Source organism: Bacillus sp. FSL W8-0645 (assembly GCF_038007905.1).
GTDB classification, from domain to species: domain Bacteria; phylum Bacillota; class Bacilli; order Bacillales; family Bacillaceae; genus Bacillus; species Bacillus pumilus.
In genome coordinates, this window is record NZ_JBBOYC010000001.1 from 1,511,668 (window position 1) to 1,537,234 (window position 25,567).

Genomic DNA, 25,567 nt, shown 5'->3' on the forward strand with positions numbered 1-25,567 from the left:
TAAATTATAGAAGTTTTCTCCCGCTTTGTCACTTTCATAAACATGCTGCACCTTGTACACACTAATCGTACATGAACGATAGGGAGTGTATGAGGCATGGCATGTCGCGACAATGAAGAGCTTCAGCGATTTGTAGAAGAAGCAAAAAAAGTGGCCAAAGATGGTCAAGTAGCATCCTATATTCCCGCTCTCGGCAAAGCGGATCAGACGGATTTATCTGTGGCTGTGTATCATGTGAGCAATACGTGCCACTCAGCTGGAGATGTAGATAAACGATTTACCCTTCAAAGCATTTCAAAAGTATTAGCACTGGCGCTTGTGCTCTCAGAAGAAGGGCCAAAAAAAGTCTTTCAATTTGTTGGACAAGAACCAACAGGTGACCCGTTTAATTCAATGATCAAACTGGAAACAGCGAGTCCGAATAAACCGCTGAATCCAATGATTAATGCAGGGGCGCTCGCAGTCACGAGTTTAATCAGAGGAGCGACTCCGCAAGATCAGCTGGGCCGGTTGCTTAGCTTCATTAGAGAGCTTGCAAATGACAAAAGCATTACATACTGCAAGGAAACAGCAGCCTCCGAATTTGAGACATCGATGATTAACCGGGCGATGTGCTATTATATGAAGCAATATCATATTATTAGAGGGAACGTAGAGGAAGTCATGGACGTCTATACGAAACAATGTGCCATCATGATGAACAGCTTGGATTTGGCGAAAATTGCTTGTGTTTTTTCATTAGACGGCAGACATCCAGAAACGGGGAAGCAAATTCTTTCGAAAGATGTCGCTAGAATTTGTAAAACCTTTATGGTGACGTGCGGCATGTACAATGCGAGCGGAGAATTTGCCATTAACATCGGAATTCCTGCAAAAAGCGGTGTCTCAGGAGGGATTATGGGAGCTGCACCATATGATTTTGGAATCGGTATCTTCGGTCCGGCTCTGGATGAAAAAGGAAATAGTATTGCTGGGATTAAGCTGCTTGAGCTGATGAGTGAAAAATACGAGATGAGTATCTTTTAATGAAGGAGGGCTTCTTTTTATTTTTACAAAGCGAACTGTACAAATCTGCTTGCAATTTTGGGCGTTTCGCTTTATGATAAATAGAAGAATTAGGTACTCGCCTGGGGAACGGAGGGATACTTTTGGCGTCAGAAATTTTAGTCGATCATCGGCAAAAAGCACTGTCTTTATTAAAATTGGATGCAGATAAAATTTTAAAATTGATCCAAGTGCAAATGGACAACTTAACGATGCCGCAATGTCCTCTTTATGAAGAGGTTTTAGATACTCAAATGTTCGGATTATCGAGAGAAATTGATTTTGCTGTCCGGCTTGGATTAGTTGATCAACATGAAGGTAAGAAACTACTCGATAAACTTGAGAGAGAGCTTTCCGCACTTCATGATGCGTTCACAAAAAAATAATGATTGAAAACTCAAACTTCCTTAACATAAGTTTGAGTTTTTTTGTCCTCTATTTTCTTTTCATTGTTTCATGTCAAACGGACTTGATTCTTTCATGAATGACGAACAATATAAAAGAGGTAAAACGAGATCAAACAGAGAAAATGTAGTAGAATAAAAACAGCTAAGAGGATATCAAGCAGTAGAAACAGACGTTAGGAAGAGGATTATATGTTAAAGAGAATGCTAAAATCGTATGACTACTCATTATTGTTCGCCATTATTTTAATTAGCGCATTCGGTTTGGTCATGGTGTATAGCTCAAGTATGATTACATCTGTGATTAGATACGATGCCGCGCCAGATAATTTTTTTAAGAAACAGCTTTTATTTATGATCGTTGGAGCGGTCATCTTGCTCTTTACGGCACTCGTTCCATATCAGCTGTTTTCAAATAAGAAATTTCAAATCGGTATGCTGCTGCTATCCGTTTTTTCCCTCATCTATGTGTACTTTGGCGGTCATATTGCAGGGAACGCAAGAAGCTGGATTAAAGTAGGCCCGTTCAGTCTTCAGCCGGCGGAATTTGTGAAGATTGTCGTTATTATCTATCTTGCTGCTGTGTATGCAAAAAAGCAGCATTATATTGATCATATTTTACGAGGAGTCACACCTCCAATCGTGATTGTTTCGATCTTATGCGGATTTATCATTTTGCAGCCAGACTATGGGACAGCCTTTATCATTGGCATGATTGCTCTTGCCATGATTTTATGCTCAGGTTTTAGCGGGAAAACACTTGCTAAGTTGCTGGCGTTATTTAGTGCCGTGATGGTCATCGTAACCCCATTTATTATTCTGTTCTGGGATAAAATATTCACGCAAAATCGCCTTGGGCGTTTTGAGAGTTTCCAAGATCCCTTTAAAGATGCAGGGGATACTGGACATCAATTGATTAATTCCTATTACGCCATTGGATCAGGCGGCTTTTTTGGACTGGGTCTAGGAGAAAGCGTTCAAAAGTACGGGTATCTTCCAGAGCCGCACACAGATTTTATCATGGCCATCATTTCAGAAGAGCTTGGCTTTTTCGGAGTATTTTTTGTACTCGCTCTCCTTGGCTTCATCGTCGTGAAAGGTTTTTATATTGCAAGAAAGTGTGAAGATCCATTTGGAAGTTTGCTTGCAATAGGAATTTCCTCCATGATTGCGATCCAAACATGCATTAATTTAGGCGGTGTTTCAGGTCTGATTCCGATTACTGGGGTCACTCTTCCGTTTATTAGCTACGGGGGATCGTCCATCATTTTACTGAGCGGTTGTATGGGAATATTGCTGAATATCAGCATGTTTACTGAATATAAAGAGCGTTACAAAAAGAAAAAATCAATGAGCAAGCCATCAGTTCAAAAAAATGGATTGCAGAAAACTTTGAATCTTTAGAAAACAAAAGTGTACAGTTTTCATTTCTTCCTTTATTATAGAGTACATATAAAATTTTAAGGGATATGGAGGAGTGAGAAATGTCACAGAGAACAATTCAAAAGGTTCTAGTTGCAAACAGAGGGGAAATTGCTATCAGAGTCTTCAGGGCCTGTACGGAGCTCAATTTACGTACAGTAGCCATTTATTCCAAAGAAGACTCGGGCTCTTATCATCGCTATAAAGCAGATGAAGCATATCTAGTTGGAGAAGGAAAAAAACCGATTGATGCCTACCTTGATATCGAGGGGATCATCGAAATTGCAAAACGAAATGATGTGGATGCGATCCATCCAGGTTACGGATTTTTATCTGAAAATATTCATTTTGCAAGACGATGCGAAGAGGAAGGCATTCAATTTATCGGTCCAACTTCTCAGCATTTAGATATGTTTGGAGATAAAGTAAAGGCAAGAGAAGAAGCGAAAAAAGCTGGAATTCCAGTCATTCCAGGAAGTGACGGACCAGTTGATTCGGTCAAAGAAGTCGAAAAATTCGGTGAAGAATACGGTTACCCGTTTATTATTAAAGCTTCACTAGGCGGCGGCGGCCGAGGTATGCGGATTGTCAGATCAAAAGAGGAGCTGAATGAAGGCTATGACCGTGCAAAGTCAGAGGCGAAAGCTGCTTTTGGAAATGACGAAGTATATGTTGAGAAACTGATTGAAAATCCGAAACATATTGAAGTGCAGGTGATTGGTGATAATCACGGCAATATCATTCATTTATATGAGCGTGACTGCTCTGTCCAAAGGCGTCATCAAAAGGTCATTGAAGTTGCGCCAAGTGTATCTCTTACAGATCAATTACGTGAGGACATCTGCGAAGCGGCTGTTAAGCTGGCTCGAAATGTGTCGTATATTAACGCTGGGACTGTAGAATTCCTAGTCGCAAATGGTGAGTTTTATTTTATTGAAGTCAATCCTAGGGTACAGGTGGAACACACGATCACAGAAATGATCACAGGTGTCGATATCGTACAAACCCAAATTCTTGTCGCAAAGGGCCATGATCTCCATAGCAATGAAGTCGGAATACCAAAGCAAGAAGATATCTTCACACATGGATTTGCCATTCAATCAAGGGTCACGACAGAGGATCCTTTAAATAACTTTATGCCGGACACAGGAAAAATTATGGCCTACCGTTCAGGTGGGGGATTTGGTGTACGTTTAGATGCTGGGAACAGCTTCCAAGGTGCGGTCATTACATCTTATTACGATTCATTATTGGTCAAGCTGTCCACATGGGCGCTCACATTTGATCAGGCTGCTGCTAAAATGGTCCGTAATTTACAGGAATTCAGGATTCGCGGAATTAAAACAAACATTCCGTTTCTTGAAAACGTGGCAAAGCATGAGAAGTTTCTAAAAGGGGAATACGATACGTCGTTTATCGATTCAACCCCAGATCTATTTAATTTCCCTAAACAAAAAGACCGTGGAACGAAGATGCTGACTTATATTGGTAACGTGACCATTAATGGGTTCCCTGGTATTGCGGAGAAAAAGAAGCCTCATTTTGACAAGCCTATTGTACCGAAGCTTCCTCTCAAGCAAGAGATGCCATCTGGGACTAAACAATTGTTAGATGCGCATGGACCTGAGGGCCTTGCCAATTGGGTGAAAGAACAAAAGAGCGTCCTTTTAACAGATACAACCTTTAGGGACGCGCATCAGTCTCTGCTTGCGACCCGCTTCAGAACTCGCGATTTAAAGAAAGTTGCCCAGCCAACAGCAGGGTTATGGCCAGAGCTATTCAGTATGGAAATGTGGGGCGGCGCTACATTTGATGTTGCGTATCGTTTCTTAAAAGAAGATCCTTGGGAAAGGCTGAAAGAGCTTCGTCAAGAAGTTCCGAACACCTTGTTCCAAATGCTTTTAAGATCATCAAACGCTGTCGGATATACAAACTATGCAGATAATGTAATTAAAGCATTTGTAAAGGAATCGGCTGAGGCAGGCATTGACGTGTTCCGTATTTTTGATAGCTTAAACTGGGTCAAAGGCATGACGCTTGCCATAGATTCTGTTCGTGAATCAGGCAAAGTGGCTGAGGCAGCTATTTGTTATACGGGGGATATTCTTGATCCATCTCGTCCGAAATATGACCTTAAATACTATGTTTCTCTTGCGAAGGAACTTGAATCTGCCGGTGCACATATTTTAGGTATTAAAGATATGGCGGGATTATTAAAGCCGCAGGCAGCTTACGAGCTTGTATCTGCTTTAAAAGATGAACTGACCATCCCTATCCATCTTCATACACATGATACGAGTGGAAATGGACTGTTCACCTATGCAAGGGCAATTGATGCAGGTGTTGATATTGTTGATGTGGCCGTTAGCTCTATGGCGGGGCTCACATCGCAGCCAAGTGCGAGCTCACTGTACTATGCTTTAGATGGACATGAGAGAAAGCCAGACATGAACGTCCAATCTGTCGAACACCTTTCTCAATACTGGGATTCTGTCAGAAAATACTATCATGAGTTCGAAAGCGGCATGAATTCGCCGCATACAGAAATTTATGACCATGAAATGCCTGGCGGTCAGTATAGTAACTTGCAGCAGCAGGCGAAAGGTGTCGGACTTGGCGACCGCTGGAACGAAGTAAAAGAAATGTACAGACGTGTGAATGACATGTTTGGTGATATTGTGAAGGTGACACCATCCTCTAAAGTAGTCGGAGACATGGCACTTTATATGGTGCAAAATGATTTAACAGAGGAAGATGTCTATGAAAAAGGAGCAACTTTAGACTTCCCGGATTCTGTTGTGGAACTATTTAAAGGCTATTTAGGCCAGCCGCATGGCGGTTTCCCTGAAAAATTGCAAAAGCTGATTTTAAAAGGAGAAGAACCGCTCACTGTCAGACCTGGTGAAAAGCTGAAGCCAGTTGACTTTGAAGCTATTCAGCAGCAGTTCAAAGAATCTCATGACCTGACGCTGACAGAGCAAGACGCGATTGCGTATGCCTTATATCCGAAAGTCTTTTCTGAATTTGTCCAAACAGCAGAAAGCTACGGAGACATCTCTGTTCTTGACACACCAACGTTCTTCTACGGGATGAGGCTTGGTGAAGAGATAGAGGTAGAAATTGAAAAAGGAAAAACCCTCATTGTTAAACTCGTGTCAATTGGAGAACCGAATCCAGATGCCACAAGAGTTCTTTACTTTGAGCTAAATGGACAGCCGCGTGAAGTCGTGATTAAGGATGAAAGCATCAAATCATCCGTTCAAGAAAAAATGAAGGCGGACCGTTCAAATCCAAATCACATTGCCGCATCAATGCCAGGCACTGTCATCAAAGTGCTCGTGGAAAAAGGACAGAAAATCTCGCAAGGTGAGCATTTGATGATCAATGAAGCCATGAAAATGGAGACGACTGTACAAGCCCCATTCACTGCGGTCGTAGATGAAATACATGTGACAAATGGAGAACCGATTCAAACCGGAGATCTGCTGATTGTTTTAAAGCCTGAATAATAAGTGGGACACATCCATCGTGATGTGTCTTTTTTGAGCGCATTAAAATGTGCAGCAGCCTGCGAGAGTGATTACACTATAGATTGAGGTGAAGAAAGTTGGAAATTGTCGTGATTTGGTTTCGCCGAGATATGCGATTGGATGATCATATCGCCTTATCAAAAGCGATCACATATGCAAAAAAACATGAGTACAAATTATTGGCTCTATATCATCTAGATCCATTTTTTACTGAAATGGAAATGGATATCAACAACGAACATTTCTTTCAAAACTTGGCGCATTTCGTCAAGGAAGCGAGAGAATCTCAAGTGTATGTTCACCTTCTCCATGATGATGTCCTACGCGCCTTTCAGCAGGTCATGGATGTGTATGACATCAAAGCCGTCTTTTTTAATGAAGATGAAGTGGGTATGGGCCAAAGGCGTGACAAGCAAGTAACCGATTTTTTAGAAAAGAAGGGCATTCATGTGTCAACATGGCAAGATACACACCTTCACGGGGCGCGGGATATTTTAAAAGCAGATGGGTCACATTATCAAGTGTTTACCCCATACTATCAATCATGGCGGAAGCAAGAGAAGCAGCCTGTGATAAAAGTTGACAAATCATTTTTCAGCAGCGAGCATACGATTTGTGATGAGTCACTTTCGCAAAAAGGAAATGACAAACTGCGAGAATTGATAAAGGGCTGCTCAAGGAAGTTTGATCAAATCGGCTCAGACAAAGCGATGAACACGCTTCATCACTTTATCCAAAAAAGATTAACGCGTTACCATGAAAAACGGGATATTCCGTCAGTTTTTGGAACGAGCAAGCTGTCGCGTTTTTTAAAAACAGGCACTATTTCGATTCGAATGATCTTCCATGCGATATATGAAGAAGCACTCTATGAAGACGAGGGCAGAGAGACTTTTATCAAAGAGCTGGCATGGCGCGATTTTTATCATATGATTTATGCGCATTATCCTGAGATGAAAGAAAAAGAAATCAATTCGGCGTTTCAAGAGATGAAATGGAAAGAAGATGAGACGCTGTTTGAAGCTTGGTGTAAAGGAGAAACAGGCTTTCCGCTCGTTGATGCAGGGATGAGACAGTTAAATGAGGAGGGCTGGATGCATAACCGCTTGCGAATGGTTACAGCCTCATTTTTAACAAAGGATTATTTGATTGATTGGAGAAAAGGCGAAGCGTATTTTGCAAAAAAAACTTGTTGATTATGATGAGGCGTCAAATATCGGAGGATTTCAGTGGGCAGCCTCGGTCGGAACAGATGCGGTGCCGTACTTCCGTATTTTCAACCCGACCACTCAGTCAAAGCGATTTGATCCGAGCGGGGAATTTATTAGAAAATATGTACCAGAGCTAGAGCATGTCGATGAAAAATGGATTCATGAACCAAGTAAAATGCCGATTGATGAGCAATTGAAATCGGGATGTGTGCTAGGTGATACATATCCGCTGCCGTCAGTTGACCACCAGGAAAGACGCAAAAAAGCCATTTCGCTATTTGAAGAAGCAAAACAACAATAAAACAAATCCCCCATTCCGCAAGAAAGGGGGATACAAATTCTTATTTGAATGGTTCTTTGCTTTCATATTTAAACCGGGCAATGAGTAAGCAGAAGTAACAGAGTACTCCAAACAAACAGGAAATAAAGAATGAATGAGCCAGCGCATAACCTAGTGCGAGCTGAGAATACACAGACATCACACCTGAAATCGCTTGAAGTGTAATCAGAATGGCTGAAATGATCCATCCATAATACAACTGCTTCTGATCTTTATAATGTTTCATGGCATGGAACATCGCAACAAATATCCAGACGAATAAAAGAAGTGCTGCTGCTCGGTGAGACATTTGGACCCACTGATTAAAGTATGCTGGAAGTGCACCGTCTTTTGAACAAAACGGGAAAACAGAGCAAGCAAGGCTTGATTTTGTATGTCTCACATAAGCACCCGTATACACCACAATATACGTATATGTGATCAAGCCATAAATATGGAACTGCATTCTTTTTCCGATATGGAGCGGCTTCACAAGCTTTGTTTCAGATCTGGTTGCCTCAAACACAAGAAGGGCAAGCAGTAAGATTGAAGCAAAAGAAATCAGTGAAATACCGAAGTGCAGTGCCATCACAAGTGCGTTAGAACCAAACACGACGGCAAGAGCCCCTAACAGCGCTTGTAGAAGTAAGAATATAATCGACATGATGACCAAAAATTTGGTTTCACGGAATACTGGACTAATCTTTTTCCAGCATAAGACCGCCAGTGCCAGTACAAGAATGGTGGAAACCCCTGTTGACATGCGGTGACTCCATTCGATGATGGAAGCAGGGTTCATTTCAGGGAAGAAACGACCGTGACAAAGGGGCCACTGCCTGCCGCAGCCAAGACCCGAGCCGGTTTTCGTCACAAGCGCACCACCAATCAAAACGATCAGCATCACAAACGTTGTGATCACGCTCAATAACCTTAAAGCAAATTTCATCAAATTATTTCACCTTCTCTAAAAATCTTCTGATCTAAATGAAAAACCTCACATGCTCTCAAGTTTAAGCCAAATGCGTGTTCTGTTGCAATTCATAAAGACCAAAGTTCACAAAAAAATGATATGTTAGTTCACAAAGTTTACAGATTTAGAGTGCTTGATCTTTCTTTCACAGTCTGATAGAAATAGAGGAGAGAATAATTCATATTGCACCGCCTTCTGAACACACGTATATCCTAATAAATTCACGAAACGTTCACAAATAACTTCAAGTTTGTCGTTTATTATTTAATAGGATGTTTTTTTACAGCTCTTTATCTTGTATGATAGAGTTGTAACGATTTTACGTTTTATTGTTAGTTTGAAGGTTTGGGCAAGGGAGGTTATACACATTGGCAAATTCCAAAACAGCCGCGGAAGCAGCTATTCATGGACAAATAGAAGAAACAACAGCTTTGAAAGATTTTCTTGCACTTATTAAAATGGGCATCGTCAATTCCAACTTCATTACAACATTTACTGGAATGTGGCTTGCTTTTTATTTTACAGGGATGAGTTTCCTTGGGAATCTTGATATTGTTCTGTTAACAATGATTGGTTCTTCTCTTATTATTGCCGGTTCATGCGCCATTAATAATGCGTTTGACCGTGATATTGATATAGTTATGGAAAGAACAAAAACAAGACCGACCGTCACAGGTAAAATTCAGCCGGGGCAAGCGTATGCATTTGGTATTTTGCTTGTAGTACTTGGACTCATCATGCTTCTGATGACAACCATAACATCAGCAGTAATTGGATTTATCGGAGTCTTTACTTATGCGGTTCTTTACACCATGTGGTCTAAACGTCATTACACCATTAATACCGTTATTGGAAGTGTATCTGGTGCGGTGCCGCCATTAATCGGTTGGACAGCTGTCACAGGTACAATCGATACAACGGCTTGGGTTTTGTTTATGATTATGTTCATTTGGCAAATCCCGCACTTCCTGTCACTTGCAATTAAGAAAACGGAAGATTACCGTAAGGCAGGTATTCCAATGCTGCCAGTTGTTTATGGCTTTGAAGTCACGAAACGCCAAATTATCATTTGGACAGCATGTCTTCTCCCACTTCCATTTTTCCTAGGTGGATTAGGATGGCCGATTGTCGCACTTGGCACATTGCTGAATATTGGATGGCTTGCCATTGGCCTTATGGGCTTTAAAATGAAAGACGTCATGAAGTGGTCAACGCTCATGTTCGTTTATTCATTAAACTACTTAACCATCTTTTTCGTTTCGATGATTATTATTACACTATTCTAGAGTAAAATACACTTTGATCACATCAAAACAAGGCTATATCTTATAACACAACATTTTCTAACAACTATGAAAGCCGCCTGATATTCAGTTCTATTTAGGCGGCTTTCTGTTTATACATAGATGGTATTTTGAGTAAAAACATCATTTTTTTATGAAAAGAGGAAATGTAAGTGCTTTTATAAGAGGCGGGGGTTATGGATGGGTGAAAAGTGATTTTATAAATAAGAGGTAAAAAGCGAAAGGCAAAGGAGATCAAGCAAAAGGGGTTGGGACAAATTATGATAAGAAAATGGCGTGTTTATTCACTGTTTCTCTTATTGACGCTCGTTTTGGCGGGCTGTGGTGAACCATACTTATCAACACTCAAACCAGTTGGGGAAGTAGCAGATAAACAATTTTTCCTAACGGTACTGAGTACACTCATTATGGTTCTTGTCGTCATTGTTGTATCGATCATTTTCTTTTACGTCATCATTAAATTCAAACGTTCTAAAGTGGGAGAAGATACGATTCCAAAGCAGGTGGAAGGGAACCGTAACCTAGAAATTACGTGGACAGCGATTCCGATTCTTCTCCTCATTATTCTCGTTGTGCCTGTCGTGGCATACACGCTTGAGCTTGGGGATACAAGCGCTATGGATAAGAAAAAACGAGATCCTGAAAAGACACTTGTTGTCAATGTAAGAGCCAGTTTATATTGGTGGGAATTCGAATACCCTGATTATGGGATTGTCACAAGTCAGGAATTGATTGTACCGACAGATCAAAAGGTTTACTTTAAGTTGAAAGCATCTGATGTGAAACACTCTTTCTGGGTTCCATCGGCTGGCGGTAAAATTGATACAAACACAGACAATGAAAACAAGTTTTATTTAACCTTTGATTCAAAACGAACGAAAGATGCAGGAGAATATTTCTACGGGAAATGTGCGGAGCTTTGCGGTCCCTCACATGCTTTAATGGACTTTAAAGTTAAAACGCTTTCTCAAGATGAGTTTTTAGGATGGACGAAAAAAATGGCTGATTACAAGAAGCCTACATCCACAAAAGATCTCGCCCTTGAAGGTGAAAAATTATTTAAAGAGAAAAACTGCTTGAGCTGTCACGCAGTTGAGCCTGGGGATGAACGGCCGGAAGCGGCAAGGACAGCACCAAACCTTGCAACCTTCGGAGAGCGAACGAAAGTAGCTGGAATTAAAGACATGAACAAAGAAAACGTAAAAGCATGGCTGAAAGATCCAGAGAGCTTTAAACCAGGGAATAAAATGACAGGGACGTACCCTAAATTAAATGACTCAGAAGCAGATGCACTTTATGAGTATTTAAAAGGACTTAAAATCGAGTAATTTCTAATAAGCATGTGTAAAAGGGTATGTAATCGATGTGAAGTTTTTGTTAAAAGCTCCCGAATATGTCTCTACAACCAAGAAATAGCCATCTGTCAGACACAGTCTGTGTAAAGTTAAAATAGACATCTATATGAAAAGGGGCAAATGGGAGATAAGAGGGGGATTTCATGGTGAGTACTATAGCTAAAAAGCGGGGGTTTGGCGCTGTCTTATGGGATTACTTGACGACGGTTGACCACAAAAAAATTGCCGTACTTTATTTAGTGGCAGGGGGATTTTTCTTTTTAATTGGCGGCCTGGAAGCGATGATAATCCGTATTCAGCTAGCCATCCCTGAAAATGATTTTGTAAGTGCAGGGTTTTACAATGAAGTCATGACGATGCATGGAACAACGATGATTTTCCTTGCAGCAATGCCGCTTTTATTTGCATTAATGAATGCGGTTGTACCTATTCAAATTGGTGCACGTGACGTAGCGTTTCCATTTGTGAATTCACTTGGTTTTTGGCTGTTCTTTTTCGGAGGAATTTTCTTAAACCTTGGGTGGTTTATGGGCGGGGCACCTGATGCAGGCTGGACTGCATACGCTTCGCTCACGCTGAATTCAGAAGGACACGGCATGGATTTCTATATTTTAGGGTTGCAGATAGCGGGTATTGGTACGCTAATTGCCGGAATCAACTTTCTAGCAACGATTATTAATATGAGAACGCCTGGGATGACGTATATGAGAATGCCGCTCTTTACTTGGACGACATTTGTCGCCTCAGCACTGATTTTATTCGCATTCCCGCCACTTACAGCAGGGCTTGCGATGCTGATGCTTGATAGAATGTTTGATACGAGCTTTTTCAATCCTGAGCTCGGCGGTAATACAATCATCTGGGAGCATTTGTTCTGGATTTTCGGACACCCAGAAGTTTATATCTTAATCCTGCCAGCATTCGGAATATTTTCTGAAATCATTCCAGTGTTTGCAAGAAAAAGGTTGTTTGGCTATTCGTCCATGGTGTTTGCGACTGTATTGATTGGTTTCCTTGGATTCATGGTGTGGGCGCATCATATGTTCACAACAGGACTTGGTCCAATTGCCAATGCGATCTTTGCTGTAGCGACAATGGCAATCGCGGTGCCTACAGGAATTAAAGTATTTAACTGGCTGCTCACCATATGGGGCGGTAATGTGAAATTTACAACGGCGATGCTGTATTCCGTTGCCTTTATACCGTCGTTTTTACTTGGCGGGGTAACCGGCGTCATGCTTGCAGCAGCTGCAGCAGATTATCAGTTCCATGATACGTATTTTGTCGTGGCGCATTTCCACTACGTCATCATCGGCGGGGTCGTATTCGGTATTTTAGCTGGTGTGCATTACTGGTGGCCGAAGATGTTTGGAAAAATACTGAATGAGAAGCTTGGGAAAATTAGCTTTGTGCTATTTTTCATCGGTTTCCATTTAACTTTCTTTATTCAGCATTTCCTAGGTCTTTGGGGCATGCCGCGCCGAGTCTTTACATTCCTGCCAGGTCAAGGGTTAGACCTTGGGAACTTGGTCAGTACGATTGGGGCGCTGTTTATGTTTGTAGCTGTTGTCATTCTGCTGATTAACGTCATCTGGACGACAGCAAAAGGAGAGCGTGTATCGGGCGATCCTTGGGGAGACGGAAGAACGCTTGAATGGGCAGTGTCTTCACCTCCGCCAGAATATAACTTTAAACAGCTTCCACTTGTCAGAGGACTAGATCCATTATGGATTGAAAAAATGGATGGCAAAAAAGGAATGACAGCATCTGAACCGCTCGATGATATTCACATGCCGAATAATTCCATCTTACCTGTCATTATCTCATTCGGTCTATTTGTGTCAGCGTTTGGCTTCATGTATCGTCAAGAGCATAGCTGGGGGCTTCCAGTGATTCTCATTGGTCTTGGCATTACATTTGCGACCATGCTGGTTCGCTCTCTTAAAGACGATCATGGGTACCATATTCACAAAGAAGATTTGACCGATGACGATGATAAAGGGGTGAAAGCATAATGGAACCACAAAAAATGACAGCAGAAACTTTTCCGGCTTCTCCTGAGAAAGCCACGTTAGAAGGAAAGAATAAGTTCGTCGGGTTCTGGTTGTTTCTTGGGGGAGAAACCGTTTTGTTTGCATCGCTATTTGCCACGTATTTGGCGCTGAAAAACTCTAATGCAGGCGGAGCAAAAACAACGGATATGTTTGATCTCACACTTGTCTTTATTGCCACGATGCTTCTTTTGACGAGCAGTTTAACGAGTGTGTATGCAATGTATCATATGAAAAACTTTGCCTTTAAAAAGATGCAGCTTTGGCTTGGCGTGACTGTGCTATTAGGTGCATCATTTCTAGGGGTTGAGATTTATGAGTTCTATCATTATGTGCATGCGTATGATTTTACCATTACCAGCTCAGCTCTTGGTTCCTCCTTCTATACACTTGTAGGAACTCACGGGGCTCACGTCGCCTTCGGACTTTGCTGGATTACCGCTCTTATGATTCGAAATATGAGACGCGGACTCGATTTATACAATGCGCCGAAATATTATGTGGCAAGTCTGTATTGGCACTTCATTGATGTTGTGTGGGTCTTCATCTTTACCGTTGTATATTTAATGGGAATGGTGGGATAAGAATGGGAAATAAAAGCACAAATCAGTCTAAAGTCGATCTTGTATACCGTAAAAAGAAAAATGCCGAAGAAATGAAGCATCAGCTCATTTCTTTCGGCTTGATGATTGGATTAACCTTTGTTGCCTTTTTAACAATCGCTTCTGAAGACGTAGGAAACTGGTTCGCAGTACCATTTATTTTACTGCTTGCCGTTATTCAGGTGGCTTTTCAGCTTTATTATTTTATGCACATGAACCAAAAAGGGCATGAAACACCCGCATTGTTTCTTTACTCAGGTGTGTTTGTCGCGTTTATTACCGTATTAGCCTTTTTGACCATTATTTGGTGGTAAGCCCGCTTTGCCCTTGAAGGAGGCGCAGCAATGGAGAACTTAGAAATATTCGGATTTCGGGCATTATGGAGCCCTTACTATTTGACTAGTATTGTCATAGCAGCTGCTCTTTATCTGCTTCTTGTGACAAAGGGGAAGCATCGTGCGACGGTAAAAGAGAAAACGTTGTTTCTGACGGGGCTTGTTCTGTTATACGCCGTAAAAGGAAGCCCGATTGATTTAATGGGGCATATTATGTTTAGTGCACATATGGCGCAAATGGCGGTGCTCTATTTAGTCATTCCGCCTCTCCTTATTACAGGATTACCTGCGGCCATTTGGGAGCGGATCATACAAACACCAGGCATTCAGCAGATGTTTCGTTTGTTTTCCAAGCCTTTAATTGCATTGCTTGGGTTTAACGGCTTGTTTTCGATGTACCATATTCCGCTTGTGTTTGACTTTGTGAAAACAGATCCGTTTTATCATGCGCTGATGACAGTGGTCATTTTTATCGCTGCCTTTTTCATGTGGTGGCCGCTCGTTCATAAAGTCCAAAGTCAGCCTCAGATTACAGGCATTTTAAAGCTTGGTTATATCATGGCAGACGGGATATTAATGACTCCTGCGTGTGCACTTATCATGTTTAGTGAGGCACCGATCTATGCAACCTATTCTGATGCTGGTGCTTGGATACAGGCGCTGCATCTATGCGTACCAAGTGATACGCTGGCAGGTCTTGCGCTCACTGGTCCTGAAATGTTCCATACCTTGCCGCTGCTAGAAGACCAGCAGCTAGGCGCGATTTTGATGAAAATTATTCAGGAGATTGTGTACGGCTCGATCCTTGCTGTTGTCTTCTTTGACTGGGCAAGAAAAGAAAGAGCGAAAGATGCCGTACCAGATGCCCTGATTCCAAAATATGAATGAAAAAAGCACAGCCATAAGGCTGTGCTTTCGTTTATGCTTCTGCAGTCATTGCTTCTAGTTTTTCTTTCAGCTGTTCAAGCGTTTTTTTGCTTGATTGGATGAGAGACTTAGGGAAATCTTCGCCTTCGCCGTATTCAACACCGTGCGGATAATAATGTTTTCCGAGTAAAGGTGTGAGAAGCTGTATGTGTGCTCTTTTTGAACCAACATCCCCTTCGGTGGCGTAGCCGGAAATGCGTAAATAAAAGGTTCCCTCTACCATGTTAAACTTTCTGTCGTACGTCACACGCTCATAATCCCATTGATCGGCTCGTACAAATCCTTCACTTTCCATGATGAAATCTAATTTATTTAAGTCAGCTACTACCTTTTCAATCCCCGTACCTTCAAACTTCACCCAAAACCCCTCCTTATAAAAATTCCCTTTACTGACAATCATAGTATGAAAGCGTTAAACTTTCAACTGTGAAAGGTATGTTCTTTTATAACCTGGTTACAGTAATAAAGAAAATAACAGATGGAGGAATCAACGTGAAAACGAAAAAAATCAAAGATATTATGACAAAAAAAGTAGTGACATGTCAGCAAGATGACAATACGTATGAAGCGGCAGTCAAAATGAGAGACGGAGACATTGGAGCCATTCCCGTGGTTAACGGAGATCAGCTCGTTGGTATCGTGACAGACCGTGACCTTGTACTCAGAGGCATTGCAGAAAAAAAGCCAAACTCACAGGAAGTAGGCTCGCTGATGACGAAGGAAGTACTGACAGCAGAAGAAGATGCAACGCTTGAAGAAATTGTCCGGCTGATGTCAGAGCACCAGCTTCGCCGCATTCCTGTTGTGAAGAACGGTGCATTAACAGGGATTGTCGCTCTTGGAGATTTATCCGTCGAAGATTTATCGAATGATCGCGCAGGGGATGCACTGACAGAAATCTCTCAGCAGGATCAAGATCATGGGCAAGGATTTCTTCATTAAGAGGGGCATATTTTAAATTCGTGTTAAATAGGCTGTATTGTCGTTGATAAATAGAGCGAGTTTTGTTTAAATGACAGTAGAAGGTACTTTTTGTACCTTGCCAATTTAACGGAGGTGTTTATTTGAAAACTGTGCTCAAAACACTCCTCATCCTCCTGATTATATCTGGAACGTACGTTCTGTTTATTCAATATGGATCTTCACCAGAAAAAGAAAACAGCAATGAACCGAAGGTGTCTAATGAAGAAACATCTAGCGATAAGCCGATCAACATCCCGAAAAAGGGGCTCATGTCCTTTATGGGGAAATCTTCAAACGAAGTGCTTAAACAGCTGGGAGAACCAGATCGCATTGATCCTTCCGCATATGATTATGACTGGTGGATATACAATCAATCGAAGAAGCACTATATTCAAGTAGGGGTAAAGGATAGTAAAGTGGTGACATTGTTTGCAACAGGAGACGGGCTCAATGTTGAACCGTTTAAAATCGGTCAAGCCACAAGTGAGGTATTTAAAAAAACACAAATTGCACCTTACATTCATGTAGAGGATGAACAAAATTCATACCGCTTTGAATTCTCAGAAGATGATATGAATACAAGACCCACCGTGAAAGTGGACGATGATGTATATGTTCAGCTTTACATGGATAAGTTTGAAAGCACCCTTTCAAGTATCAGGGCGTTTAACGCAGATACATTTGTGAAACAAAAGCCATACGAGGTCGTCTATCGTGGTCAATTGATAGAACCAGAGGCAATATCGGGTGAAAAATGGAAAGAGATCGAAGCTTCCAGTCAAAAACAAATTTTTGATATGACCAATATTATTCGTCATAAGTACAAACTGCCAATCTTAAAGTGGGATGATGAAACCTCTGAAGTGGCATTCATGCATAGTGAGGACATGAAAGAGAATCATTATTTCTCCCATGAATCTAAAAAATACGGTACGCTGAAAGACCGATTAGAAAGAGGCGAGGTGGCATTTCAGCTTGCAGGTGAAAACATTGCCTATAATTATGTAGATGGACCTGCAGCGATAGAAGGCTGGCTCAATAGTGAAGGTCATAGGAAGGCGTTATTAAATAAAGATTACACACACCTTGGCGTCGGTGTGAAAGAAAAATACTACACCCAAAACTTCATCAAAAAAACATCTTAAACGAAAGCAGCTGCACCATCACAGCTGTTTTTTTGATTGAAAAAGAGGCTCACCAAAATAACTGCTGATGTATATAGTATAGTAGGCATTTGTATGGGGGGTGAGGATATGACAAACAAGCAAAAACAAACATCCATTGATGAATTTAAACAATTCGTCAGACGCCATCCGAAGTTAATTCAAGAAGTGCAAACGCAAGAAAAAAGCTGGCAAAGTGTATACGAAAATTGGGTCATGTTTGGTGAAGAAGATGAGATGTGGTCTCCTTACCGGCAAACGCAATCTGAAGACGTGAAAGAAGAAAAAGCCTCTAAGCCAAGTGAAGCGGGAAAAGCCGATTTTATGTCTAAAATGGTTTCTGCTGTGAAAAAAATGGACGCTGATCAAATGAATGAACAAATCAACAAAATGAGCCAGTCTATTTCCTCTTTACAAAGCTTACTCGGACAATTTTCATCAAATGGCTCAAAGAAAGGTTCATCTGGAGGCAGTCAGCACCCATTCTCCTTCAGGAAAGATTAAGTGAAAGGGGATGCTTTTGGTGCGGAAAGAAGTACAGGAGTTTGTCATGGCCGAAGAGGATCGAATCAAATTCATCAGACAGCGTCCTCTCTGGTACAGACAGCTGACTCGACATCCTGATAAGCTATCGTCCTTTGAATTAGATAAAATGAATTTTTACGAAAAAACCATTCCTCATCGTGTGAGTCAGTTGAGTAACAGTGTCCAAATGGCTGAAATGATGATTCAAATGTTCCAAGCAATGCGCAATCAAAATGGAGCCGGATGAGGCTTTTTTGAGTTGATTAAGATGTCCATTTCCTGAGCATCCTATAAAAGTAGATGAAAGGAGAATCAGATGATGAAATGGATGCTGTCAATATGCGCATTGCTTTTTCTTGTCACCGGGTGTCAAAGTCAACATGAAGAGAAGCAAGTCATGAAGCAAGATCCAGCTGTACCCGTGATGCAGCAAGCCCAGAGTGAAATGAAGCAGCAAGGCTTTTTAAAATACAAAGTGCAGGGGTCTTCTGTTTATATAGAAAGTACACTGCAAGATTTTCATCTTGAGCCTACGCAACTAAAAAAGGATGAGAAGGCGGGATATTTTACAGTGTATGTAGACGGAAAACGTGCAGGCAATGAATATACTGCTGCATTTGTGGTCAAGCATCTCTCAAAAGGAAAGCATAAAATGACCGTTGTGCTCAATTCTCGTCATCCAGAATATAGGCAGAAAAAAGAGACATGGGATGTATTTGTGACGTAAAAGCATTTTCTGATCCATAGGTTTCGTGGTAAACTATGAATTGGAGGTGCATCATTTATGTATGCGACAATCGAATCTGTGGAGCTCCAAGAGGAAGCGAATCAATTGGCTGCCATGATTCTTCAGTCGGAGGAGGCTGAACATTACCGCAACTGCTTTAAGCGTCTCCAGCAAGACGAAGAAGCCCAACAAATTATTGCCCATTTTACAAAAGTAAAAGAGCAATATGAGGATGTGCAGCGGTTCGGCAAATACCATCCGGACTATAGAACGATCTCAAAGGAAATGCGTGAGGTCAAAAGAAAGATAGATCTCCACGATACAGTGGTTGATTTCAAAAAAGCAGAAACAGCGATTCAATCCATCTTAGATGAGATTAGTATTGAAATCGGTCAAGCTGTATCAGCATATATCAAAGTTCCAACAGGGAACCCATATTTTGATGGTCTATCATCATGCGGCGGTGGCTGTGGATCTGGTGGCAGCTGTGGCTGTAAAGTATCTTGACGAGACTTGAATGTCTCGTCTTTTACATAATGACTGAAAAGAATTGAAAAAGCGGCAGGTGAAAAGATGGAAACCAAACGTCAAGGGATGGTCGTTTGGCTGCATTCGTTAAAGCAGTCAAAGGCGCTAAGAAAATTTGGAAATGTTCACTATATTTCAAGGAAAATGAAATATGCAGTGATCTATTGTGATATGAATGATCTCGAGCGCCATATGGCTAAGCTCAGCTCATTGCCATTTGTGAAGCGTGTTGAGCCTTCATATAAACCTTTTATTAAATTAGAGTACGAATCCAAATTGGACAAAGCAAAAGAGTATGATTATAAAGTGGGCTTTTAAAGACACAAAAAAAACCCCCGCGGCATCACCCGCGGGGTCCTTCTATTCTTAATGATTCATTAAGGAGAAGGCAAAGGGAGAGGAGAAACCGGAGGAAGAACTTATGGGGAAACGTAAGTCTTCTCCGCGGTTGGCAACAGCACCACATCAGATGCTGTTATAAGTAGTATGACCCCGCTTTCCTTGATCTATACATAGAAAATGAATGAAAGTCCGCGCATTGTCCCCTGCGGAGTGTTGTGGTAAGATAATGTTGGATTTTTTGTCATACACAATAACCAATAGAAGCAAGCAGAAAAAGTGGTGGAAAAATGAGAGTCATCTCTGGAACGAGAAAAGGCCGCACACTTAAAGCGGTACCAGGTCAATCAACAAGACCGACGACAGATAAAGTAAAAGAATCGATATTTAATATGATTGGCCCGTATTTTGATGGCGGATGGGCCCTTGATTTATTTGCGGGAAGCGGTGGTTTAGGGATTGAAGCGCTTTCTAGAGGATTCGATCATTGCATATTCGTTGATCGAGATATGAAGGCGATTCAAACGATAAAAGGAAACCTCAATCAATTGGAGCTGATTGATCAAAGTGAAGTGTTTCGAAACGAGGCAAAGCGTGCACTCGCAGCCGTTGTGAAACGAGAGGAATCCTTTCAAGCGATTTTTCTTGATCCGCCTTACAAAGATCAACAGCTGAAAGCACTTCTTGACATGATTGACGAGCATGCCTTATTAACAGATGACGGCGTGATCGTGTGTGAGCATGATAAGGACGTTATACTGCCAGAGGAAGCTGGACAGCTTTACATATCAAGACAGGAACTGTACGGGTTGACTGGTATTACGATCTATAGAAAGCGGGGAAATTAAAGCATGGGGAACATTGCCGTTTGTCCGGGTAGCTTCGATCCAGTCACATTGGGCCATTTGGATATCATCAAAAGAGGTGCAAAGATCTTTGATGAAGTGTATGTATGTGTACTAAATAACTCATCCAAGAAACCGTTGTTTACCGTTGAAGAACGGTGTGAGCTCATTCGCCAAGCGACGAAGGATCTACCAAATATCAAAGTCGAATCCTTTCACGGTCTGCTTGTTGATTATGCGAAACAAAAAGAAGCCAAAGTCATTTTACGCGGATTAAGAGCTGTGACAGACTTTGAATATGAAATGCAAGGCACATCAATGAATAAAGTGTTAAACGATGACATTGAAACGTTTTTCATGATGACCAACAATCAGTATTCCTTCTTAAGCTCCAGCATAGTCAAAGAAGTAGCGAAATATGATGGTTCAGTCAAAGACCTTGTGCCAAAAGAGGTAGAAGAAGCGCTGATAGAAAAATTTAAAGGATGAGTGCGCCGTGTACTCATCCTTTTTTTAATTTCTGATAGTATAGCGCCGTATACAAGATCAAGCTGCATAGCGTGATCAAAGGGCCAGCTGTCACAAGCTGATTCCAAAGCACACTGCTGTACATGACGACCTGCTGGCTTGCTTCAAAGGCACCTGCTGGGAGAGCCATGTCAGATCGAGAGACATAAAGAGGCTTGAACAATAAGAAGGCAAAAACAGCTGCATAAATCCCGTGAAGCAAACGAGCGAAGAAAAACGGTTTAAAGCGTATATCTGTTGCCGCCAGAATGCCAGCGACCTGAGCTTGAACAGAAAACCCGCTGAATCCTAATATAAAGCTGACGACAATCGTTTTAGCAAGAAGGGTGACTTCCTGTGACCCTGTCAGCTGACTTCCTAATGTGATTTCAAATAAACCAGCAATCATCGCAAGATCTAATTCTGGCGGAAGATGCATCGTTTGCAGCATATATCCGATCCCTATGGATAAGAGGTCCGTCACATGAACAACTGACAGCATTTTGCTAAACACAGAAAATAAGATAATAAAGCCGCCAATCATAAAGAGTGTTTGGACTGATGACATGACCGCATCACTTAAAATTTGGCCGAGCGATCTTTTCTCTGCGAGTCTTGCTGTATGAAGAGCGCTGAATGCCTCTTGAAACGGTGGGAATAAAAATCGCTTACGGCTCCTCAGATGTGCATCATGCCGTGCTTTATATCCCCGCATCGTCACCCCAACAGCGAGATTCCCTAAATAATGTGCGCAGGCCAAAACAATTCCTAAAGCTGGATGATGAAAAAAACCAACAGCCACCGCACCGAAAATAAACAATGGATTCGATGAATTTGTAAAAGAAACGAGGCGCTCTGCTTCGATTTGTGTCAGTTGTCCTTCCTGCCTGAGTCTTGTGGTTAATTTAGCACCAGAAGGAAAGCCTGATGCCATTCCCATCGCTAGGACAAATCCGCCTACACCAGGTACTCGAAAGATAGGGCGCATAAATGGTTCTAATAATACCCCGACAAATCTGACAATCCCGAAACTAATTAATAGCTCGGACAAAATAAAAAAAGGAAGCAATGATGGAAATACAACCTCCCACCACATTGCAAGTCCATTTTTAGACGCTTGCAAAGAGGCTTGTGGATGTGTAATCACAGTGGCTGTTAAAAAGATAAAAAAAGCAGCGATGAACAGAGTGTTCCATTTTTTCATGGAGATTTCGCCCCTTGCCGTTATGATCTATTGGCGAGCTCGTGATCAAAAAAGAAAGAAACTAGCCGAGCCTGTCTTCTATTACTATACGAGCAGAAGGGGCATGTTTAGACCAATAGATTCGTATATATGCATAGAAAAGAGGAGGGTGGATTTTCATGAGGCGACCAGTCATCGGGCTTGCGTTAGGCTCTGGGGGTGCGAGGGGAATGGCACATATCGGGGTTTTATCTAGTCTTGAGAAACAAGGTATTCAGGTAGATATGATCGCTGGCAGCAGTATTGGCGCACTTGTTGGGAGCTTTTATGCGGCAGGACAGGATGTAGAAAAAATGAAAAAACTTGCACTTGTCTTCAGAAAAAAGTATTATGCTGACTATACACTGCCAAAAATCGGTCTTTTAAAAGGAAATCGAATTTTGCAGCTGATTCACACGTTTACATATGGGAAAAAATTCGAAGAATTAAGAATGCCCCTTGCGGTGGTTGCCTGTGACCTCGAGACAGGGGAGAAGGTCGTGTTTAAAAAAGGGTCTGTCTCACAAGCAGTCAGAGCAAGCATCAGCATTCCAGGCGTGTTTGTTCCTCATGAAATGGGCGGCAGACAGCTAGTCGATGGAGCGGTTGTGGACCGCATTCCTGTGTCTGTTTTAAAAGATATGGGCGCAGACCTCATTATCGCCTCTGATGTATCAAGGGTGAAAAAAACAGAAAAGGCGACGAGATTATCGGATGTGATTATGCAAAGTTTGGACATCCTTCAAAATGAATTGGTCCGTCATCAAACCATTCACGCTGATGTCATGATCCGACCGAAACTTGAAACATTTAGCTCGAGTGCGTTCGCGCAGGTGCAGGAGATGATTGAAGCAGGTGAGCTTGCCGCAGATCAACTAACAGGTAAACTGAAAGATGTCATTGATAAATGGGAGTGTTAATCGAATGAAAAAATTAAATATTCGCTGGCTCAGCTTTTTTGTCGTTATCCTTGTATTATGTGGCTTAACCTTTGTCAAACTGCCATATTACGTGACAAAGCCGGGTGATGCAACCGAGATTGCTCCCCACATTCAAGTAGACGGCGGATATGGCGAGAAGGGCAGCTTCTCTCTTATGACAATTAAAGTAGGTCCAGCCAATCCGTATACGTATTTGCTTGCGAAAATGAATAAATATGACGAAATCGTCCCAGAAGAAAATATGAAAGCAGACGGGGAGTCGGATCAAGATTATATGAAAAGGCAGCTTCAGCTGATGAAAAGCTCTCAAGAAAATGCCATGATTGCAGCATATACAAAAGCAGGTAAAAAAGTAGATTATACGTTTAACGGCGTATATGCAAGCTACGTGATGAAAGGAATGCCTGCTTACGGCAAAATTGAAGTGGGCGACCGAATCAAAAGCGTTGATGGCAAGACCTATGATTCTGCTGATAAAATGGTTTCGTATATCAGCAGCAAAAAAGCAGGTACATCTGTCCGTTTTGTCCTTGAACGAAATGGCAAAGACATGACGGAGAAAGTGACGTTAAAACCATTTAAAGAAGAGCCGAATCGAGTTGGAATTGGCGTATCATTATTTACAGACCGAAATGTGAAAGTCTCACCTTCTATTAAGGTGGATATTGAAAATATCGGCGGACCGTCAGCGGGTCTTATGATGTCACTTGAAATTTATAACCAGCTGACAAAAGAAGACGAAACACATGGCTATGCGATTGCAGGAACGGGAACAATTGACGCCGATGGAACGGTCGGTCCAATTGGCGGAATCGATCAAAAGGTCGTGGCGGCAGATAAAGCCGGAAAAGATATATTCTTTGCACCGAATGATAAAGGTGATCCAAATTCAGACTATCGAAATGCTGTCAAAACAGTGAAAGATATTAAAAGTAATATGAAAATTGTGCCTGTAGATACAATGCAAGATGCGCTGAACTATTTAAACAAATTAAAAGAGAAAGCATCTTAATCAAAAAGAGCAGCCTTACGCAAGGCTGCTCTTTTTGCTAAGACTGGAAGAGACCAGTCTCTTCATCATATCGGATCGGTGAGGTTTTAAATTCCGCTTCCGTTAAGTTCGTTTGCATCGGCTCACTAACGGGCAGGCTGAAGACGCGGGATGCGCGAATATCAAGATCAAGTGCGGGATGTGAAAAGGCAGACAGTTTACTAACGAGCGGCACATCCAATTCTTTTTTCACAAGAGATAAGTATTGCTGCCCTTTCTTTGACATACCAAGTAAACGAATATAAGGCGCTTTTTTCTCTTTCAGCAGCTCATGCATGGCACTCTTTTTCACCCTCATTAAGAGATGTGTGTTCATCCGTTGCAGCCTTGTCCACGTATAGCGTTTTGTTTTCACAAGTGATAGATATTCCTCGTAGGAGGACGCATGTGTAATCGCCTTTTGCATGCGGTGTTCAATGCCTTCTTCGATTTCATAGATGCCTTCTAGTTCTGCCGTATCCATTGTGTGAAAGACGTGTTTTAAGAAGCTAAAGTAGGCTTCTTGTGTATGTAGAAGACCATATGAAGAATGATAGTCATGTAATTGCTTGAGCGTAGCTTCTGGGAGATAAGGGGCGACTGTTTCAAATGTACCATGATCTTTTAACGCTTTTCGTATACTTGTTGCGCTTGCGATTTTCTGATTTTCAGGTAGTTCTTCATCATGATAACCAGATGAAATCCTTTGAGAGGTAAAGGGCTGTATGTGAGGGGATCTCTCCAAGATGGCTTTGACATAATGGAAACCTAAAATGTTATTGGGCAGAGACAGATCCAGTAAGTGCTTAGGATCAATCACCTCTTGAAACGCAGCAGCAGCAGCAGCTGGATAACTAAGGCCCTCTTTTACTTTTCCTTTTGTGAAAAGGTCAATTTCTTCTTTTTTCTCATGCCAAGCACGAGCCGTTCGCTCAAATGCTTTGATGTCACCATCCTCGCTGCCGAAAAAAAGGGAGCGGCATTTTAAAGCATCTAGAATCGCCACAGCACCGTTTGCAAAGGTTTCTGCCTTTTGCACTGCGTATATGTATGGAAGCTCACACACAATGTCTACACCGTTTTGCAGTGCCATTTTTGTCCGCGCCCATTTTGAGACGATGGCAGGCTCACCGCGCTGGAGGAAGGAACCGCTCATGACGGCAATGACAACATCTGAGGAGGTATGTGTTTTCGCCTGACGAACATGATAGGCATGTCCATTATGAAATGGATTATACTCGACAACGACTCCTGTTGCTTTCAATAGATGTTCCGCCTTTCTTGCTATGGTTAAATGGTCTAT

At 41.8% G+C, this 25,567-nt stretch carries 25 protein-coding genes and 1 pseudogene; 22 read left to right on the forward strand and 4 right to left on the reverse strand.

Annotated features, from left to right (window positions below; genetic code table 11):
• Positions 1-96 precede the first annotated feature (96 nt).
• The 5 genes and pseudogenes from glsA (at position 97) to NST39_RS07640 (ending at position 7,912) form a co-directional block, all read left to right on the forward strand.
• Positions 97-1,026, forward strand: coding sequence for a glutaminase A (gene glsA, locus NST39_RS07620; protein WP_003211229.1), 930 nt, complete (start codon positions 97-99; stop codon positions 1,024-1,026).
• Between the two features lie 122 nt (positions 1,027-1,148).
• Positions 1,149-1,430 carry a YlaN family protein gene (locus NST39_RS07625; protein WP_034318078.1) on the forward strand — a complete coding sequence of 94 codons (282 nt, stop codon included), beginning with the start codon at positions 1,149-1,151 and terminating at the stop codon, positions 1,428-1,430.
• A gap of 210 nt (positions 1,431-1,640) precedes the next feature.
• Positions 1,641-2,852, forward strand: a complete 1,212-nt coding sequence (gene ftsW, locus NST39_RS07630) for a putative lipid II flippase FtsW (protein ID WP_044142014.1) — start codon at positions 1,641-1,643, stop codon at positions 2,850-2,852.
• An 80-nt stretch (positions 2,853-2,932) separates the two neighbouring features.
• Complete coding sequence (pyc, locus tag NST39_RS07635; RefSeq protein ID WP_341027744.1) at positions 2,933-6,379, forward strand: pyruvate carboxylase; 3,447 nt, start codon at positions 2,933-2,935, stop codon at positions 6,377-6,379.
• A 98-nt stretch (positions 6,380-6,477) separates the two neighbouring features.
• Positions 6,478-7,912, forward strand: a pseudogene (locus tag NST39_RS07640) (cryptochrome/photolyase family protein).
• Positions 7,913-7,952: 40 nt separating this feature from the next.
• Here NST39_RS07640 and NST39_RS07645 read toward each other — a convergent pair.
• A complete protein-coding gene (locus NST39_RS07645) occupies positions 7,953-8,876 on the reverse strand; it encodes a COX15/CtaA family protein (protein WP_341027746.1) in 924 nt (307 codons plus the stop codon).
• A gap of 392 nt (positions 8,877-9,268) precedes the next feature.
• Between NST39_RS07645 and cyoE the strand changes: the two genes are divergently transcribed.
• From cyoE to ctaG, 6 genes are all read left to right on the forward strand, one after another.
• Positions 9,269-10,186 (forward strand): heme o synthase, encoded by a 918-nt coding sequence (gene cyoE, locus NST39_RS07650; RefSeq protein WP_341027749.1) that lies wholly within the window; start codon positions 9,269-9,271, stop codon positions 10,184-10,186.
• A 278-nt stretch (positions 10,187-10,464) separates the two neighbouring features.
• Positions 10,465-11,532 carry a cytochrome c oxidase subunit II gene (coxB, locus tag NST39_RS07655; RefSeq protein ID WP_003212202.1) on the forward strand — a complete coding sequence of 356 codons (1,068 nt, stop codon included), beginning with the start codon at positions 10,465-10,467 and terminating at the stop codon, positions 11,530-11,532.
• A 170-nt stretch (positions 11,533-11,702) separates the two neighbouring features.
• A complete protein-coding gene (gene ctaD / locus NST39_RS07660; RefSeq protein ID WP_106065228.1) occupies positions 11,703-13,574 on the forward strand; it encodes a cytochrome c oxidase subunit I in 1,872 nt (623 codons plus the stop codon).
• Complete coding sequence (gene ctaE, locus NST39_RS07665) at positions 13,574-14,194, forward strand: cytochrome c oxidase subunit III (RefSeq protein ID WP_003210862.1); 621 nt, start codon at positions 13,574-13,576, stop codon at positions 14,192-14,194. The genes ctaD and ctaE overlap by 1 nt, the downstream gene beginning before the upstream one ends.
• 2 nt (positions 14,195-14,196) lie before the next feature.
• On the forward strand, positions 14,197-14,526 hold the full coding sequence (gene ctaF, locus NST39_RS07670) for a cytochrome c oxidase subunit IVB (protein ID WP_044142009.1): 330 nt from the start codon (positions 14,197-14,199) through the stop codon (positions 14,524-14,526).
• 30 nt (positions 14,527-14,556) lie between these two features.
• On the forward strand, positions 14,557-15,435 hold the full coding sequence (gene ctaG, locus NST39_RS07675) for a cytochrome c oxidase assembly factor CtaG (protein WP_012009845.1): 879 nt from the start codon (positions 14,557-14,559) through the stop codon (positions 15,433-15,435).
• 31 nt (positions 15,436-15,466) lie between these two features.
• Here ctaG and NST39_RS07680 read toward each other — a convergent pair whose 3' ends face one another.
• Complete coding sequence (locus NST39_RS07680; RefSeq protein ID WP_341027755.1) at positions 15,467-15,832, reverse strand: YugN family protein; 366 nt, start codon at positions 15,830-15,832, stop codon at positions 15,467-15,469.
• A 161-nt stretch (positions 15,833-15,993) separates the two neighbouring features.
• Here NST39_RS07680 and NST39_RS07685 point away from each other — a divergent pair, with 161 nt between their 5' ends.
• The 9 genes from NST39_RS07685 to coaD all read left to right on the forward strand — a co-directional run bounded on the left by NST39_RS07685 (position 15,994) and on the right by coaD (position 21,053).
• Positions 15,994-16,416 carry a CBS domain-containing protein gene (locus NST39_RS07685; RefSeq protein ID WP_341029951.1) on the forward strand — a complete coding sequence of 141 codons (423 nt, stop codon included), beginning with the start codon at positions 15,994-15,996 and terminating at the stop codon, positions 16,414-16,416.
• A 122-nt stretch (positions 16,417-16,538) separates the two neighbouring features.
• Positions 16,539-17,582, forward strand: coding sequence for a CAP domain-containing protein (locus tag NST39_RS07690; protein WP_044142006.1), 1,044 nt, complete (start codon positions 16,539-16,541; stop codon positions 17,580-17,582).
• 108 nt (positions 17,583-17,690) lie between these two features.
• Positions 17,691-18,104, forward strand: coding sequence for a YlbD family protein (locus tag NST39_RS07695; RefSeq protein WP_044142005.1), 414 nt, complete (start codon positions 17,691-17,693; stop codon positions 18,102-18,104).
• 19 nt (positions 18,105-18,123) lie between these two features.
• A complete protein-coding gene (locus tag NST39_RS07700; RefSeq protein WP_044142004.1) occupies positions 18,124-18,372 on the forward strand; it encodes a YlbE-like family protein in 249 nt (82 codons plus the stop codon).
• Between the two features lie 72 nt (positions 18,373-18,444).
• Entirely contained in the window at positions 18,445-18,852 is a 408-nt protein-coding gene (locus NST39_RS07705) for a hypothetical protein (RefSeq protein ID WP_341027759.1), read from the forward strand.
• Between the two features lie 57 nt (positions 18,853-18,909).
• Entirely contained in the window at positions 18,910-19,359 is a 450-nt protein-coding gene (locus tag NST39_RS07710; RefSeq protein WP_003211139.1) for a YlbF family regulator, read from the forward strand.
• Positions 19,360-19,425: 66 nt separating this feature from the next.
• Complete coding sequence (locus NST39_RS07715) at positions 19,426-19,698, forward strand: YlbG family protein (protein WP_003212137.1); 273 nt, start codon at positions 19,426-19,428, stop codon at positions 19,696-19,698.
• A 311-nt stretch (positions 19,699-20,009) separates the two neighbouring features.
• Positions 20,010-20,567: a 16S rRNA (guanine(966)-N(2))-methyltransferase RsmD gene (gene rsmD / locus NST39_RS07720; RefSeq protein ID WP_003211265.1), complete on the forward strand. Its 558-nt coding sequence runs from the start codon at positions 20,010-20,012 to the stop codon at positions 20,565-20,567.
• A 3-nt stretch (positions 20,568-20,570) separates the two neighbouring features.
• Complete coding sequence (coaD, locus tag NST39_RS07725) at positions 20,571-21,053, forward strand: pantetheine-phosphate adenylyltransferase (protein WP_044142001.1); 483 nt, start codon at positions 20,571-20,573, stop codon at positions 21,051-21,053.
• 13 nt (positions 21,054-21,066) lie between these two features.
• Here coaD and ylbJ read toward each other — a convergent pair whose 3' ends face one another.
• The gene (gene ylbJ, locus NST39_RS07730; RefSeq protein ID WP_341027764.1) at positions 21,067-22,275 is read right to left on the reverse strand and encodes a sporulation integral membrane protein YlbJ; all 1,209 of its coding nucleotides are present in this window, start codon (positions 22,273-22,275) and stop codon (positions 21,067-21,069) included.
• Between the two features lie 158 nt (positions 22,276-22,433).
• On the opposite strand from ylbJ, the gene NST39_RS07735 reads away from it, so the two are divergent.
• A complete protein-coding gene (locus NST39_RS07735; protein WP_111911451.1) occupies positions 22,434-23,213 on the forward strand; it encodes a patatin-like phospholipase family protein in 780 nt (259 codons plus the stop codon).
• 4 nt (positions 23,214-23,217) lie between these two features.
• Positions 23,218-24,246 carry a SepM family pheromone-processing serine protease gene (locus NST39_RS07740; protein ID WP_341027767.1) on the forward strand — a complete coding sequence of 343 codons (1,029 nt, stop codon included), beginning with the start codon at positions 23,218-23,220 and terminating at the stop codon, positions 24,244-24,246.
• 37 nt (positions 24,247-24,283) lie between these two features.
• Here the strand turns inward: NST39_RS07740 and NST39_RS07745 are convergent, their stop codons facing one another.
• Positions 24,284-25,528, reverse strand: coding sequence for a nucleotidyltransferase (locus NST39_RS07745; protein WP_341027769.1), 1,245 nt, complete (start codon positions 25,526-25,528; stop codon positions 24,284-24,286).
• Positions 25,529-25,567: the final 39 nt, after the last annotated feature.

Coding starts and splice junctions, on each gene's coding strand:
- glsA (WP_003211229.1), top strand. CDS start 97: ATGGCATGTCGCGACAATGAAGAGCTTCAGCGATTTGTAGAAGAAGCA.
- ftsW (WP_044142014.1), top strand. CDS start 1,641: ATGTTAAAGAGAATGCTAAAATCGTATGACTACTCATTATTGTTCGCC.
- pyc (WP_341027744.1), top strand. CDS start 2,933: ATGTCACAGAGAACAATTCAAAAGGTTCTAGTTGCAAACAGAGGGGAA.
- NST39_RS07645 (WP_341027746.1), bottom strand. CDS start 8,876: ATGAAATTTGCTTTAAGGTTATTGAGCGTGATCACAACGTTTGTGATG.
- coxB (WP_003212202.1), top strand. CDS start 10,465: ATGATAAGAAAATGGCGTGTTTATTCACTGTTTCTCTTATTGACGCTC.
- ctaD (WP_106065228.1), top strand. CDS start 11,703: ATGGTGAGTACTATAGCTAAAAAGCGGGGGTTTGGCGCTGTCTTATGG.
- ctaE (WP_003210862.1), top strand. CDS start 13,574: ATGGAACCACAAAAAATGACAGCAGAAACTTTTCCGGCTTCTCCTGAG.
- ctaF (WP_044142009.1), top strand. CDS start 14,197: ATGGGAAATAAAAGCACAAATCAGTCTAAAGTCGATCTTGTATACCGT.
- ctaG (WP_012009845.1), top strand. CDS start 14,557: ATGGAGAACTTAGAAATATTCGGATTTCGGGCATTATGGAGCCCTTAC.
- NST39_RS07685 (WP_341029951.1), top strand. CDS start 15,994: ATGACAAAAAAAGTAGTGACATGTCAGCAAGATGACAATACGTATGAA.
- NST39_RS07695 (WP_044142005.1), top strand. CDS start 17,691: ATGACAAACAAGCAAAAACAAACATCCATTGATGAATTTAAACAATTC.
- NST39_RS07705 (WP_341027759.1), top strand. CDS start 18,445: ATGAAATGGATGCTGTCAATATGCGCATTGCTTTTTCTTGTCACCGGG.
- NST39_RS07710 (WP_003211139.1), top strand. CDS start 18,910: ATGTATGCGACAATCGAATCTGTGGAGCTCCAAGAGGAAGCGAATCAA.
- NST39_RS07715 (WP_003212137.1), top strand. CDS start 19,426: ATGGAAACCAAACGTCAAGGGATGGTCGTTTGGCTGCATTCGTTAAAG.
- rsmD (WP_003211265.1), top strand. CDS start 20,010: ATGAGAGTCATCTCTGGAACGAGAAAAGGCCGCACACTTAAAGCGGTA.
- coaD (WP_044142001.1), top strand. CDS start 20,571: ATGGGGAACATTGCCGTTTGTCCGGGTAGCTTCGATCCAGTCACATTG.
- ylbJ (WP_341027764.1), bottom strand. CDS start 22,275: ATGAAAAAATGGAACACTCTGTTCATCGCTGCTTTTTTTATCTTTTTA.
- NST39_RS07735 (WP_111911451.1), top strand. CDS start 22,434: ATGAGGCGACCAGTCATCGGGCTTGCGTTAGGCTCTGGGGGTGCGAGG.
- NST39_RS07740 (WP_341027767.1), top strand. CDS start 23,218: ATGAAAAAATTAAATATTCGCTGGCTCAGCTTTTTTGTCGTTATCCTT.